12 protein-coding genes and 4 tRNA genes are annotated in these 14123 nt (G+C 63.1%); 7 read left to right on the plus strand and 9 right to left on the minus strand.

The window, feature by feature from the left end; genetic code table 11:
* Nucleotides 1-35: 35 nt before the first annotated feature.
* Entirely contained in the window at nt 36-1910 is a 1875-nt protein-coding gene (locus QBK88_RS10575; protein WP_277961999.1) for an MFS transporter, read from the plus strand.
* Between the two features lie 29 nt (nt 1911-1939).
* Here the strand turns inward: QBK88_RS10575 and sugE are convergent, their stop codons facing one another.
* From sugE to rdgC, 3 genes are all read right to left on the minus strand, one after another.
* Nucleotides 1940-2254: a quaternary ammonium compound efflux SMR transporter SugE gene (sugE, locus tag QBK88_RS10580; protein WP_268149146.1), complete on the minus strand. Its 315-nt coding sequence runs from the start codon at nt 2252-2254 to the stop codon at nt 1940-1942.
* Nucleotides 2255-2376: 122 nt separating this feature from the next.
* A complete protein-coding gene (locus tag QBK88_RS10585; RefSeq protein WP_277962000.1) occupies nt 2377-3309 on the minus strand; it encodes a bile acid:sodium symporter family protein in 933 nt (310 codons plus the stop codon).
* 152 nt (nt 3310-3461) lie between these two features.
* Complete coding sequence (gene rdgC, locus QBK88_RS10590) at nt 3462-4382, minus strand: recombination-associated protein RdgC (RefSeq protein ID WP_268149150.1); 921 nt, start codon at nt 4380-4382, stop codon at nt 3462-3464.
* A gap of 163 nt (nt 4383-4545) precedes the next feature.
* On the opposite strand from rdgC, the gene QBK88_RS10595 reads away from it, so the two are divergent.
* The 4 genes from QBK88_RS10595 (at nt 4546) to QBK88_RS10610 (ending at nt 5055) form a co-directional block, all read left to right on the plus strand.
* Nucleotides 4546-4621, plus strand: a tRNA-Val gene (locus QBK88_RS10595).
* A gap of 19 nt (nt 4622-4640) precedes the next feature.
* Nucleotides 4641-4717: transfer RNA gene (locus QBK88_RS10600), tRNA-Asp, on the plus strand.
* Between the two features lie 166 nt (nt 4718-4883).
* Nucleotides 4884-4959: transfer RNA gene (locus tag QBK88_RS10605), tRNA-Val, on the plus strand.
* 19 nt (nt 4960-4978) lie between these two features.
* Nucleotides 4979-5055, plus strand: a tRNA-Asp gene (locus tag QBK88_RS10610).
* Nucleotides 5056-5287: 232 nt separating this feature from the next.
* Here the strand turns inward: QBK88_RS10610 and QBK88_RS10615 are convergent.
* The 4 genes from QBK88_RS10615 to QBK88_RS10630 all read right to left on the minus strand — a co-directional run bounded on the left by QBK88_RS10615 (nt 5288) and on the right by QBK88_RS10630 (nt 9588).
* Entirely contained in the window at nt 5288-7765 is a 2478-nt protein-coding gene (locus QBK88_RS10615; RefSeq protein WP_277962001.1) for a penicillin acylase family protein, read from the minus strand.
* A gap of 146 nt (nt 7766-7911) precedes the next feature.
* Nucleotides 7912-8556 (minus strand): glutathione binding-like protein, encoded by a 645-nt coding sequence (locus QBK88_RS10620; protein WP_268149156.1) that lies wholly within the window; start codon nt 8554-8556, stop codon nt 7912-7914.
* Nucleotides 8557-8679: 123 nt separating this feature from the next.
* Nucleotides 8680-8889, minus strand: a complete 210-nt coding sequence (locus QBK88_RS10625; protein WP_268149157.1) for an SEC-C metal-binding domain-containing protein — start codon at nt 8887-8889, stop codon at nt 8680-8682.
* An 81-nt stretch (nt 8890-8970) separates the two neighbouring features.
* Nucleotides 8971-9588, minus strand: coding sequence for an energy transducer TonB (locus QBK88_RS10630; RefSeq protein ID WP_277962002.1), 618 nt, complete (start codon nt 9586-9588; stop codon nt 8971-8973).
* A gap of 92 nt (nt 9589-9680) precedes the next feature.
* Between QBK88_RS10630 and QBK88_RS10635 the strand changes: the two genes are divergently transcribed.
* Together QBK88_RS10635 and QBK88_RS10640 are read left to right on the plus strand one after the other, a co-directional pair.
* On the plus strand, nt 9681-10463 hold the full coding sequence (locus QBK88_RS10635; RefSeq protein WP_277962003.1) for a class I SAM-dependent methyltransferase: 783 nt from the start codon (nt 9681-9683) through the stop codon (nt 10461-10463).
* Nucleotides 10464-10587: 124 nt separating this feature from the next.
* A complete protein-coding gene (locus QBK88_RS10640; RefSeq protein WP_277962004.1) occupies nt 10588-12765 on the plus strand; it encodes a TonB-dependent siderophore receptor in 2178 nt (725 codons plus the stop codon).
* A 214-nt stretch (nt 12766-12979) separates the two neighbouring features.
* Here QBK88_RS10640 and QBK88_RS10645 read toward each other — a convergent pair whose 3' ends face one another.
* Both QBK88_RS10645 and QBK88_RS10650 read right to left on the minus strand, forming a co-directional pair.
* Nucleotides 12980-13669: a DUF4197 domain-containing protein gene (locus QBK88_RS10645; protein ID WP_277962005.1), complete on the minus strand. Its 690-nt coding sequence runs from the start codon at nt 13667-13669 to the stop codon at nt 12980-12982.
* A gap of 10 nt (nt 13670-13679) precedes the next feature.
* The gene (locus tag QBK88_RS10650; RefSeq protein ID WP_268149166.1) at nt 13680-14096 is read right to left on the minus strand and encodes a YbaY family lipoprotein; all 417 of its coding nucleotides are present in this window, start codon (nt 14094-14096) and stop codon (nt 13680-13682) included.
* Between the last annotated feature and the right edge of the window lie 27 nt (nt 14097-14123).

Here is a 14123-nt window from a genome sequence, read left to right on the forward strand (position 1 = left end):
TACGCCGTTAGCGGCGCCACCAAGGTGCAAGGACGATGAGTCACCCCTCGCAATTCAGTCTGTTGGGCAAGCGGCGTTTCCTGCCGTTTTTCCTTACCCAGTCCCTGGGTGCTTTCAACGACAACGTGTTCAAGCAGTCGCTGATCCTGGCGATTCTCTACAAGTTGAGCATCAGCGGTGACCGCACCATCTGGGTCAACCTGTGTGCGCTGTTGTTCATTCTGCCGTTCTTTCTCTTTTCGGCGTTGGCCGGGCAGTTTGGCGAGAAATTCAACAAGGATGCGCTTATCCGGGTGATCAAGGTCGGCGAGATCGTGATCATGGCCGTGGGCGCCACGGGCTTTGTCTTTGACCACTTGTGGATGATGCTGGCGGCGCTGTTCGCCATGGGCACCCACTCGGCGCTGTTCGGGCCGGTGAAATATTCGATCATGCCTCAGGCGTTGCGCGAGGAAGAACTGGTAGGTGGCAACGGCCTGGTGGAGATGGGCACGTTCCTGGCGATTCTGGCCGGCACCATCAGTGCCGGGGTGATGATGTCCCAGGCTCACTACGCGCCCATCGTCAGTACGGCGATTGTCGGGGTGGCAGTGCTGGGGTACTTGGCCAGCCGCGCTATTCCACGCGCCGCCGCCGATACGCCGGGGCTGAAACTGGACTGGAATATTTTCAGCCAGTCGTGGGCCACCCTGAAGCTAGGCCTCAGGCAAACCCCGGCAGTGTCCCGCTCGGTGGTGGGCAACTCGTGGTTCTGGTTTGTTGGCGCGATCTACCTGACCCAGATCCCGGCCTACGCCAAGGACTGGCTCAACGGGGATGAAACCGTGGTTACCCTGATTCTCACGGTGTTTTCCGTGGGCATCGCCTTGGGCTCGGTGCTGTGCGAGAAGCTCTCGGGGCGCAAGGTAGAGATTGGCCTGGTGCCTTTCGGCTCGTTTGGTCTGACGTTGTTTGGTTTGTTGCTATGGTGGCACTCGGGTGACTTCGCCCAGGGCCCGGCGGCCAATGACTGGTTGACCGTGCTGGGCATCGGCCAGGCCTGGTGGGTATTGCTGGATATCCTGGGCCTCGGCGTGTTCGGCGGCTTCTATATCGTGCCGCTGTATGCGCTGATTCAGTCGCGCACCGCTGAAAATGAGCGAGCCCGGGTCATTGCGGCCAACAACATCCTCAATGCCTTGTTCATGGTGGTGTCGGCCATTGTCTCGATCTTGCTGCTGAGCTTCGCCAAGCTGTCGATCCCGCAGTTGTTCCTGGTGGTGTCGGTGATGAACATCGCGGTGAACGCCTACATCTTCAAGATCGTGCCCGAGTTCACCATGCGCTTCATGATCTGGCTGCTCAGCCATTCCATGTACCGGGTGGAGCACCGCGACCTGGAACGCATTCCCGACGAGGGTGCGGCGTTGCTGGTGTGCAACCACGTGTCCTTTGTGGACGCGCTGCTGATTACCGGTGCGGTACGGCGGCCTATTCGCTTCGTGATGTATTACAAGATCTTCCAGCTGCCGGTGCTCAACTTCATTTTCCGCACCGCCGGGGCCATTCCCATTGCCGGGCGCGGGGAAGACCTGCTGATCTATGACCAGGCGTTCAAGCGAATCGCAGCCAGCCTGGCCGAAGGTGAGCTGGTGTGCATTTTCCCTGAGGGCAAATTGACCGGCGATGGTGAGATCAGCGAGTTCAAGAGTGGCGTGACCACGATATTGGAACAGACCCCGGTGCCGGTGATTCCGTTGGCCTTGCAGGGGCTGTGGGGCAGTTTCTTCAGCCGTGACCCGGCCAAGGGGTTCTTCCGTCGGTTGTGGTCGCGTGTGACGCTGATTGCGGGGCAGCCGGTGCTGGCCGAGGACGCCAAACCCTCGCAGTTGCGAGCGCGCGTCAGCGAGTTACGAGGCGAGGGCCGCTGAACCTGGCTGCCTAGCAGGAGCTGGCTGAGTCAGGTGCTGGCTTTGAGGCCGGCAAGGCCCAGCACAATCAGCAGCACGCTGACGATGCGCATCGGCGCCATGGATTCGCCAAACAGCATGATGCCAGCGATCACCGTGCCCACCGCACCCACGCCTGTCCAGATGGCGTAGGCGGTGCCCAGCGGCAGTTCACGCACGGCCAGGCCTAGCAGGCCAAGGCTGGCCGCCATGGCGGCTACGGTGAGCAGGGTAGGCAAGGGGCGCGTGAAGCCGTCGGTGTATTTCAGGCCAATGGCCCAACCGACTTCGAACAGGCCCGCAAAGAAAAGGATCAGCCAGGACATGGCAACCTCCATCAATTGATTCAAGTGATGGGGCCGTCCCCGAACGAAAAAGTGCGCATCGACGGGTCGTCCCGTGGATGCGCACTATAGTGCCCAACTTCGCCGGTCCCGGCAAGGCGCCCCTAGGGGCGGTCGACCATTTTGCGGAAGAAGGTTGCCAGCAATGCGCCGGAGATGTTGTGCCATACGCTGAACAGCGCGCTAGGCACTGCCGCCAGCGGCGAGAAGTGTGCGCTGGCCAGCGCCGCGCCCAGCCCCGAGTTCTGCATGCCCACTTCCAGCGCCAGCGACTTGCGCTGAGCCAGCGGCAATTTGAACACGCGCCCGGTAACGTAGCCCAGCACAAAGCCGAAGCTGTTGTGCAGCACCACCACCGCCATGATCAGCAGGCCGGACTCGGCTATTTTTGCCTGGCTGGCCGCTACCACGGCGCAGACGATCATGACGATGCTGACCACTGACACCAGCGGCAACACTTCCACGGCATAGCGCACCCGGTCACCCAGCAGGCGCTGGGCAATCACGCCCAGCACGATGGGCAGCATCACCAATTGCAGGATCGACCAGAACATCTCCATGAACGAAACCGGCAGCCAGGCCGATGCCAGCAGCCAGATCAGCGCAGGGGTCAGCAGTGGCGCGAGCAGGGTGGTGACGGCGGCGATGGCCACCGACAGCGCCAGGTCGCCCTTGGCCAGCCAGGTCATCACGTTGGAAGCGGTGCCACTGGGGCAGCAACCCACCAGAATCACGCCCACGGCGATCTCGGCCGGCAGGTGAAACAGCTGGCACAACAGCCAGGCCATGCCTGGCATGATCACGAAGTGCGCTACCACGCCCAGGCACACCCGCCACGGGTGGCGGCTGAGTTCGGCAAAGTCATCGAGCTTGAGGGTAAGGCCCATGCCGAACATCACCAGGCCCAGCAGCGGCACGATCAGCACTTTCAAGGCGATGAACCACTGCGGGAACAGGAACGCCAGGACGGCGAACAGCAAGACCCAGTAAGCGAAGGTGTTGCCGACAAAGCGGCTGAGGGCGGCCAGGGCGCGCATGGTGTTTCCTTCTTATGGATGTAGATATGTGGGACCGGGCGTAGCTCGGGAAAAGCACGGCGCAGGGTGCCTGATACACCGCGTCGTTCTTTTCCCGAGCTACGCCCGGTCCCACAGGGTGCAGCATGGCTTCTAGCTTATAGCGTGCAGCTTCAAATCCCCTGAGGCAGTTCTTCGCCGCCCAGGGCTTCGAACAGCGCTGGCAGGAAGTCGCCAAACGTCAGCATCATCAGGGTAAAGCTGGCGTCCAGTTGGCCCAGGGCCTCGTCGCCGCCGTCCTCTTCGGCCTGGTCCTGCAACAGCTCCTCGAACTTCAGGCGCTTGACCACCATCTTGTCGTCCAGTACGAACGACAGCTTGTCCTGCCAGGCCAGCGACAGTTGGGTCACCAATTTGCCGGTGCTCAGGTGCAGCTGGATCTCGTCAGCGGTCAGGTCCTGGCGTTTGCAGCGCACGATGCCGCCGTCCTCTTCCACGTCGCGCAGTTCGCACTCGTCCAGCACGTAGAAGTCCGGGGCCGCTTGCTGGGTCTTGACCCACTCGGTCATCACGGCCGTTGGCGCGGTTTTGACGGTCAGCGGGCGAACCGGCAGCGTACCCAGCACTTCACGCAGGGTGGACAGCAGGTCTTCGGCGCGCTTGGGGCTGGCCGAGTTGACCAGGATCAGGCCTTGCTTGGGCGCGATGGCGGCGAAGGTGGCCGAGCGACGGATAAAGGCACGCGGCAGAAACGCCTGAATGATCTCGTCCTTGATCTGGTCACGCTCTTTCTTGTAGACCTTGCGCATCTGTTCGGCTTCGATCTCTTCGACCTTTTCCTTGACGGCATCGCGCACGACGCTGCCCGGCAGGATGCGTTCTTCCTTGCGGGCCGAAATCAGCAGGAAATCGCCGCTGACGTGGACGAGGGGGGCGTCTTCACCCTTGCCGAAGGGCGCGACGAAACCATAAGTGGTCAGCTCCTGGCTTGCACAGGGGCGCGCGGGCTTGGTGGCCAGTGCGGTTTCCAGGGCCTCGGCGTCGAAGGGGATATCTTGGGTCAGGCGGTAGACAAGCAGGTTTTTGAACCACATGGGGTGAATCACTCCTCAACACATAAGGGGCGCATTATTGTCCCGTGTGAGGGCGCAGGCCAACCCTGCGCTAAGTGTTTGGAAGGCTTCGAAAAATTAATTTAAAAAGTGCTTGCCAGGCCATAGGTGCGTCCGTAGAATGCGCGCCACACCGAGAGACAAAGGGTGATTAGCTCAGCTGGGAGAGCATCTGCCTTACAAGCAGAGGGTCGGCGGTTCGATCCCGTCATCACCCACCATTCTCTCTACGTGTGTCGCGCAGCGGTAGTTCAGTCGGTTAGAATACCGGCCTGTCACGCCGGGGGTCGCGGGTTCGAGTCCCGTCCGCTGCGCCATATTAGGAACCAGGAACACTGAACGCCTGGTACCAAAAAAGAAACCTGCCTTGTGCAGGTTTTTTTTCGTCTGCAGGAAATGACGTTGATCGTGCCTGGTTCGTGCAATTTTGTGTTGCCATGTTGAGGAACCATCCGTACAATGCGCGCCACACCGAGAGACGAAGGGTGATTAGCTCAGCTGGGAGAGCATCTGCCTTACAAGCAGAGGGTCGGCGGTTCGATCCCGTCATCACCCACCACTCGCTCCACGTGTATCGCGCAGCGGTAGTTCAGTCGGTTAGAATACCGGCCTGTCACGCCGGGGGTCGCGGGTTCGAGTCCCGTCCGCTGCGCCATATCAGGTACCAGGAACACTGAACGTCTGGTACCAAAAAGAAGCCTGCCTAGTGCAGGCTTTTTTTCGTCTGTTGTTTTTACGCATTCGGCCGATAGCTCCCACAGAAGCCAGTTACTGCTACACGGACCAGCGTAGCAGCGGACCTGGCCGCGTCAGCCGCGCCGCGCAACACCAGGCACACCGCATGCACCGCCGACGCGGCCAGGTCCGCTGCTACAAGCCACCATTTGCTACTTGCCCGGCACCAGCGACAGCCGCTTGCTGCCATAGGTCTTGTCGAAGTTTTGCGGCTGCATCGGGAACGACACGTACTGCCCCTTCAGCCAGGCATCGATGCTGTCGGCATAGTGCGGGCTGGCCGGGTTGCCCGACTGGCCGGTGCTGTTGAGGCCGATCATCGGTTCGGCCAGCGAGAAGTCGACGATCACGCGCATGGCCGGGATCAACCGGGCATCGAAGTTCTCGCCCCAGCTGTAGGCCGAGGTGTTGAGGGTGGTGTGGTCGCCGCCCGCCTGGCGAGGTGCCAGCGCAGTGCCCTGGGCGGCCCAGGTGTAGCGGTGCAGGTTACCCCATTGCCAGGCCTTGTGGTCGCTGCCCAGTTGCTTGTCGCCCTCGGTGATGGCGGCGGCCAGGCTGCGGGCCAGAATGGTGGGTTTGTCCTCTTTCTGCGGTGTACGGATGTCGTCCCAGAACGGGCTGTCCTCACGCGCCAGCAAGTGGTCGGCCTGGGCCGAGTACGACAGGTTGCCGGCCGCGACGAAGGCTTTCCACGATGGGCTGTCCTCCGGGCCCAGCTCGTCGAGGAATATCTGCTTGCTGCTTTCCTGCAGGAATAATTCATACAGGGCCGCATCCGCCGATTGTGGCGCCAGGTTGCCATTGAACGCCAGCAGGCGCGTCAGCGCTTCCTGGGCTTTGGCACGGTCGGCGGCCGGCAGGGCGTCGATGGCCTGCTTCAGCGGTTGGGCCATGCCAGGGGCCTGGAACATGGCCTTGAGCTTGGGCGCGAAGGTGGTGGTCTGGTCGTATTGCATGGCGATCATGCTGCGCGTGTCCTGCTTGCCGGCACCGGCCAGTTGCGCCAGGCGCTCGCTACGCTCCGGGTAGTACCAGGAATTGGACAGTTGCATGCCGTAGCCGTGGGGCACGGTGCGTTGGTTGGCCGTGCCCAGCCAGCCTTGCGGCGGGTCCTGGTCATAGGGGTGCAGCATGGCGTCGGCGAAACCGTCCCAGTCGTAGCGCCCGTCCCAGCCGGGCGACGGCAGCAGGCCACGGCCTTCGCGGCGGTTGGGGAAGCGGCCGGTCACCTGCCAGCCGATGTGCTGGGAGTCGGCGAAGATCATGTTGACGGCCAGGGCGCGGATTTCCCGACTGGCATCGGAGGCGGCTTCCACCGACTGCGCCCGGGACAGGTCGAACAGTGCGTCCAGGCTCTTGTCGTCCTTCAAGTCCGGGGTTTGCAGGGCCAGGCCCAGGCCGGTGTTCAGCGCCACAGGTTGCAACGGGTTGCTGCGTTCGCCCAGCACGCTGTTGAGCAGCGGGCCGTGGCGGGTTTCGTAAATGGCCTCGCGTACCGGGCGCTGGCCCTTGATGATGAAGGTTTCCTGGCGTACCGCCGCTGGCCGCCATTTACCGTCGGCCAGGTATTGCAGCTGGTTGCCCTGGCGCTGGATTTTTTCCAGGAACACGTCCTGATTGTCGCCCATGGTCATGGTCATGCCCCAGGCGACCTTGCCGTTGAAGCCGGTCAGCACGCCGGGAATGCCGGCCAGCGATACGCCCGCGGCCTGGTACTTCGGCGCTCGAATCTGCACGTAGTTCCACAGCGACGGAATGGCGATGGGCAGGTGGCTGTCGTTGGCGAACAGGCTTCGCCCGTTGCGTGCGTGGTCCGGGCTGATGGCCCAGTTGTTCGATGCGGCAAGGCCCAGCCCGTTGATCGTCGCCAGGGCGCCGGCCACCTTGTTCAGGTCAGCCAGGCCAGGCACCTGGCCGCTCAGGTTCAAGCCTTTGAGCTTGTCGGCTTCGTCGAACGGCAGGGGTTCATCGGGGTAGGTGGGCAGCAGCCAGGCCAGCTTGTCGGCACCGACTTTCTGCGCCAGGACCAGCGAGGCGATTTCTTCCTGCAGGTTCACCGACTGGCCGAAGTTGAACAGGGCGAAGATCAGCGCCGAGTCTTCCGGTTTCCAGTATTCAGGCACGTAGCCAGCTTCGGCCAGGTCCTGGGGTAGTTTGTCGCGGTAGCGGAACAGGTAGGCGTTGACGCCGCGCGCGTACACCTCGAAGAAGCGTTTGAGGCGCGGTGACGCGGCGGCGTACAACGCATCGGCGCTTTTCTTCAGGTTCACGGTACGCATGAAGCGGTCGCCATCCAGCGCCTGGGGACCTTGCAGCTCGGCCAGGCGGCCCTGGGCCAGCAAGCGCAGGGTGACCATCTGGCTGATGCGGTCGCTGGCATTGATGTAGCCCTGGGCGAACAGCGCGTCATGGAAGGTGCTGCTTTCGATCAGCGGCATGCCATAGGCGTTGCGGCGCACCGAGACGTTCTGGGCCAGCCCCTTGAGCGGCTGTACGCCACTGTCCGGTGGCACGCTGTCGGTGTAACGGCTTTCGAGCCAGGACTGGCAACCGGTCAGGCTGATCAGCCCGGCCAGGGTCGCGGCGGCGCCGAACCGGGGAATGAAATGTGTGAAGGCTGGCGAGGCCATGGTGAGGCTCCTGCGGGGCTGGCGTGTAAAAGGCGCTACGTTAGTGAGCGCCCGCACGCCACGCAAGCGGGTGGCCGTCTTTATTTGCAGCACGGGACGGCCGGCGCCTCGGGGCCGGCACGCAAGCCCCGGGGCCGCCTTGAAAATCAGGCGTTTGGCGGGTTGATCCTGTCGACCCAGGCGTAGGCCCTTTCCGTGGCCGGACGCGCCTTGATGGCCAGGAACCAGCGCTTGAGGTGGGGGAAATCATCGAGGTTCTGGCTCTGCCGCTCGTAAGGTACCACCCACGGGTAGATGGCCATGTCGGCGATGCTGTAGTCGTCGCCGGCAACGAAGGCGCGGTCGGCCAGGCGCTTGTCGAGCACGCCATACAGGCGCGCGGTTTCGTCGATGTAGCGCTTGATCGCGTAGGGAATCTTTTGCGGGGCAAACACATTGAAATGGTGGTTTTGCCCTGCCATCGGCCCCAGGCCGCCCATCTGCCAGAACAGCCATTGCAGCACTTGTTCTCGGCCGCGCAGGTCAGTGGGCAGGAATTGCCCGGTTTTTTCGGCCAGGTACAACAGGATGGCGCCGGATTCGAACAGCGAAATCGGCTCACCGCCATCGGCCGGCTGGTTGTCGACTATGGCCGGAATGCGGTTGTTGGGGGAAATCTTCAGGAAGGCCGGCGCAAACTGTTCATTCTTGCCGATATTGACCGGGTGAACCTGGTACTCGAGCCCGGCTTCTTCCAGAAACAGGGTGATCTTGTGGCCGTTGGGGGTGGTCCAGTAATGCAGATCGATCATGAAACGCTCCAGAGTCCAAGGGGCTTTCTTCTGATCGACTGTTTTACTCCGTCGCGGTTTTGTTGCAAAGCGTTCAACGTTGCCCGCAGCCGACACCGGGTGGCGTGGCTGCGGTGAATTCGATCAGGCGCCGTGGCACTTCTTGAATTTCTTGCCGTTGCCGCAGGGGCACGGGTCGTTGCGGCCGACGTCCTTCAGGGTATTGCGCACGGGCTCCTGGGGGGCGTGGTTGCAGTGTGGGCCGTGTACATGGCCATGGTCATGATGGTGACCATGATCGTGCTCGTGGTCATGGTTGCAGTCTGGGCCATGGACATGGGGTTGCTGAGTCATCTGGGCGTCTCCGAAATAGATCGGGCGATTATCTCACTGGCGCCGGGGGTGTTGATAGGGGGGAGGGAGGGCGAAAAGGCGTCAGGCCGCCAGGCGCAGGTTGTTGACGATCAGCGGCCGTGCCCATTTGGTGTCGTAGGCGAACGCCTTGTCCTGCTCGGCCAGGGTCTGCTCGTCGTAGGGCACGTGCTTGTCGGCCAGGTCCCACTCGAACTCGGCGATCGGCAGGAACAGCGACTTGGGCGCAGGCGCAGGGCCTGGCTCGGGCTGCGGCTGGTTGGCGTTCATCACGACGGGGCGTACCCAGCCGTTGTCGAAGTCCAGCTGCTTTTGCTGGTCGACGATTTCTTCCGGCGGGTAGGGCGGCGCGGGTTTGTCCAGCAGTTCGGTCTCGAACTCGGCCTTGGGCAGGAACAGCGGCTCGGGCGGCCGTACTTCGGTGTCCTGTACGTCGCACAGGCGCTGGGAGAGAATCTGGGCCAATACATCACCACCACCGGCCGGCTCGACCTCAGGGTCTTGCGCCTCGGCAGGCAGCGTCAGGCTACCCTCGGGCTGGTCGCCGACCTGCTCGGCCATGGCCTGGGCGAAGAAGTCCGACCACAGGTGGCTGATGCCACCCAATGCCTGGGTATTCTGGCGGCTGAAGTCGCCGTGGGGCGAAATGTAGCCGATCGATGTGGTCTGAAGGTTGCTCATGGCACGTAAGGGCACTGGCTCTGGCAAAATACCGGACATATTCGTTATCGGCCGCTTGGGCCGATCTTTAACTTTTTTGAGTAGTGGATTCCATGGCACAGCAGCAAGCGGCGGTTCGTATCCGCGTCGAGGCCCAGAACGGCGCCCTTCAACCGGTGGCACAGCAGTGGGCGGAGCGCCTGGCCCTGCCCCTGGCCATTGACGACGCTGAATTTGCCCTGCAGGCCACCGAGGCCGGCTTGCAATTGCAACAGCTGGGCGACGATGCCCCAGGGCCGGTGCGGGTGGACTTTGTCGAGGGCGCCGTGGCCCACCGGCGCCTGTTCGGCGGTGGCAGCGGGCAGATGATCGCCAAGGCCGTAGGCGTTCAGCAGGGGGTGCGCCCACGCGTGCTGGACGCCACCGCAGGCCTGGGCAAGGACGCCTTCGTGCTGGCCAGCCTGGGCTGCGACATGAGCCTGATCGAACGCCAGCCCATTATCGGCGCGTTGCTGGAAGACGGCCTTGCCCGCGCGGCGGGGGACCTGGAGGTGGGTGCGATCGTCGCCCGCATGCAGTTGCTCAAGGGCAATTCCATTGACCTGATTCGCGCGTGGGAAGGCGAGCCGCCGCAGGTCATCTACCTGGACCCCATGTTCCCTCATCGTGAGAAGAGCGCCCTGGTGAAAAAGGAAATGCGCCTGTTCCGCCCTCTGGTAGGCGACGACATGGACGCCCCGGCGCTGCTGGCCGCCGCATTGGCACTGGCCAGCCACCGGGTGGTGGTGAAGCGCCCGCGCAAGGCCCCGTGCATCGAAGGGCCGAAGCCGAGCCACAGCCTGGAAGGCAAGTCGAGCCGCTATGATATCTACCCCAAGAAAGCCCTCAAGCCCTGAGCGACGCTGCAGGGTTGGTAGTCCTACAGACGTCGAGTAGGACCCTTCCTGATTTTCTCGGCGCCGGTTTTTTCGCGTTTCAGGCCCATAAACTGCCCCCTCGATTTTGGGGAGGAACTGTTTCATGGCACATCAAAAACAAGGAGCTGCAAGGCCGGTTACCGGCCTGGCGTTGATGTCGTGCTCCTGGCTGGCACTCGCCGAAGGCGCGCCGCTGGAGCTTGAATCGCTGCGGGTAGAGGCCGAGCGCGAACGCCAGCGCGCTTACAAGACCGAGCGCTCGGCCTCGGCCAAGCTCAGCGAGCCGCTGCTGGAGGTGCCGCAGACGATCACGGTGGTGGGCGAGCAGATCATGCGTGAGCAGAATGCCCTGAGCCTGCGCCAGGTGCTGTCCAACGTTTCAGGCATCACCTTCGCCGCGGGCGAAGGCGGCGGCGGCTCCGGCGACCTGATCAACATTCGTGGTTTCAATGCCTCCAGCAACGTGCTGCTCGATGGCCTGCGCGACAGCGCCCAGACCACCCGCAGCGACAGCTTCAACCTGCAGGCCGTCGAGGTGATCAAGGGCCCCAACTCGGTGTTCGGTGGCGCCGGCACCACGGGCGGCAGCGTCAACCTGGTGAGCAAGACACCCCAGCCCGAGGCGTTCACCGAGTTGGGCGCAGGCCTGGGCACCGATCAGTACCGCCGCCTGACCCTGGACACCAACCAGCCGCTGCCGGGCGTGGGGAGCGGCAGTGCCGTGCGCCTCAACCTCATGGCTCACCGCAATGACGTGCCGGGGCGCAAGCAGATCGATCGCGAGCGCTGGGGGCTGGCGCCCTCTGTACTGCTGGGTCTGGGGGAAGATACCCGCCTGACCCTCAGCTACTACCACCAGCAGGATGACAACCTGCCGGACTATGGTCTGCCGACGTTGCGCGGCAAGGTGCTGGACGGGGTCTCCCGTGACAGCTACTTCGGCTGGCGCAACCTGGACAAGGACCACATCACCACGGACCGGCTCAGTGCTGTGTTCGAGCACGATTTCGACGACGGCCTGTCGCTGCAGAACACCCTGCGCTACGCCCGGGTCGATCGTAGCGGCGTGGTGTCGGCGTCCCATGTCAACCAGGCGGGGCTGCCACCGGGCAAGTACCGGCCTGCTGGCCCTCAGGGCTACGGTCGCGACACCGTGACCGACCAGTGGCTCAACAGCACGAGCCTCACCAGCCGGTTTGACACATTCGGTGTCGGCCATGCCCTGGTGACGGGGCTGGATGTATCGTATGAGCGCTACCGGCGTGACACCAACGGTTACGCCAAGGTGGGCCTGAAGGACGGCCCCGTCCATGACCTGGCCAACCCGCCAGGCTACTGGCACGGGCCGCTGGACCGCACCCGCGGTGCCTCGGTGCGCAACCGCCTGCAGACCACCGGGCTGTATGTGTTCGACACCCTGAGCTTCACCCCCGAGTGGGACCTGGTGCTGGGACTGCGCCATGACTGGATCGACGGCAGCAGCCTGGAGCGCAAGCCAGGTGGTGCGGTGGGGGAGCATGAAACCCGGGACACCTTCCTCAGCCACCGCGCCGGACTGGTGTACAAACCGGCGCCCAATGGTCGCGTGTATCTGGCCTATGGCAACTCGTTCAACCCTAGCGCTGAAAACCTGGTGACCGGGGGCTATGGCGTGACCCGGCAGACGCGCAAGGTGGCGCCGGAGACCAGCCGAACCTGGGAACTGGGCACCAAATGGGAGATGTTCGCGGGCGGTTTGCAACTGGACGCGGCGCTGTTCCGCATGCAGAAGGACAACGTGCGCGAGAAGCTTGAAACCGGCGAGTCGCTGCTCGCGGGCCTGCAGCGGGTGCAAGGGTTGGAGCTGGCTGCAACCGGCCGTTTGAGCAAGCAGTGGCAGGTGTTCGCCAACTACAGCTTCCTGCATAGCGAAACCCTGAAGTCGCGCACCCATCCGCAGGCCGTGGGGCAGGCACTGGCCAACACGCCGCCACGCTCATTCAGCCTGTGGACGGCCTATCAGCTGTCTGATGACTGGCGCGTGGGGTACGGCGCGCGTCATGTCAGCGAGCGCAACCTTCGAAACGACGAAAGCTACAAGCTGGATGGTTACTGGGTGCACCAGGCCATGGTCGGCTACCGCGTCAGCCCGGAACTGGACCTCCAGCTTAACCTCGACAACCTGCTGGACACCCGGTACATCGAGCGGGTGCGGTCGGTGACAGGTAGCAATACGCGATCTTCGGCGGTGGAGTATGGGGATGGGCGTTCGGCGGTACTGGCGGCGGTTTATCGGTTCTGATGCAGGTGATCAGGCGTTATCTCAACAATCTTGAAAATTGAGAGATGATCGTTTGTCTGCTGTATTGCTGTCTCAATAAACATGAATATTGAGACAGTATCTGTGAATCCGCCACTTTGCCCTGACAAACCTGGGAGTAATTCAGCCACCTCCCCAGATGCGGCAGCGGCCATCAGGCCGCGTCACGGCCGCTGCGCAGCATCAGGTGCACGCATCAGAGTGCGCTGAACACCTTCTTCGCCAAGCTGGTCGCCGCCTGTGCCGGGTTTTTGCGGATGCTGGCTTCCTGGTTGGCGATTTCCTTGAACAGGCCGTTCAGCGCCTGTTCGGTCACATAGCCTTCAAGGTTAGAGTCCTTGGCATCGATCACGCCCAGGCTGGCGGCCTGGCCGGCGAAGCTGTTGAACTTCTGCGCCAGGCCGACCTTGTCGGTGGCCTGTTTGACGATGGGCAGAAACTTGGCGCGGATCTGTTCCCGGCTGGTCTTGCTCAGGTACTGGGTGGCCGAGTCGTTACCACCGGTCAGGATGCCCTTGGCATCGGTCACGGTCATCTTCTTCACGGCGTCTACCAGCAGTGCCTGGGCTTGCGGCATGGCGGCTTCGGCCGCCTGGTTCATGCTGGTTTCCAGGGCGTCCACCTGGCCGCCCATGCCGAATTTCTTCATGGTCTTGGCAGCCTTGCCCAGTTTGCCGGGTAGTTCGATGCGCACGTCCGGGTTGTTGCTGAAGCCACCGGGGGTGCCCAGTTGCTTGACCGCCACCTGGGCCCCCTGGGTCAGGGCGTCCTTGAGGCCGCCGCTGGCGTCACCCTGTGACAGGCTGGAGATATCCAGGGCGAAGGCGTTGGCGCAGAGCAGCAGACCGGCCATCAGGCCGGTGGCAGTGAGGGAGCGACGAAGCATGGCAGCGTCCTTATGGGGCGGTGGTGGGTTGACTGACGGGGTTCAGGCGAATGCGCAGCGGCTGCGCGTCCTTGCCATCCAGTTGCACGGTGTGCTGCTCGGTGCTGATGAACAACAGCTGACCCTGGGATTCGATGCGGGCGCTGACCGCATAGCGATGGCCGGGCTGCACCTGCCGCGGGTCATATCTGAGCTGGAAGGGCAGGGGCACCTGGCCCTTGATCGGGCCGTTCTGGCTGGCCAGTACCTGGGCCGGAGCGTCGGCCAGGGACACGTCCTGCAGGCTGACGCTGAGGGTGGCCGACGGTGGCAGTGCGATGCGCTGCAGGTAGAACACCTCACCGTCCAGGCTGGCCTGGGGGGCGCCATCGAACGAGCTGCACGCGCCCAGCAGGGCGCTGAGCAGTACCAGAGTGAGTTGTTTCATGGGCGGATCTCCGTATCGGGTGCAGCG

This window comes from Pseudomonas sp. RIT-To-2 (assembly GCF_029623465.1).
In the GTDB taxonomy this organism is placed as follows: Bacteria; Pseudomonadota; Gammaproteobacteria; order Pseudomonadales; family Pseudomonadaceae; genus Aquipseudomonas; species Aquipseudomonas silvicola.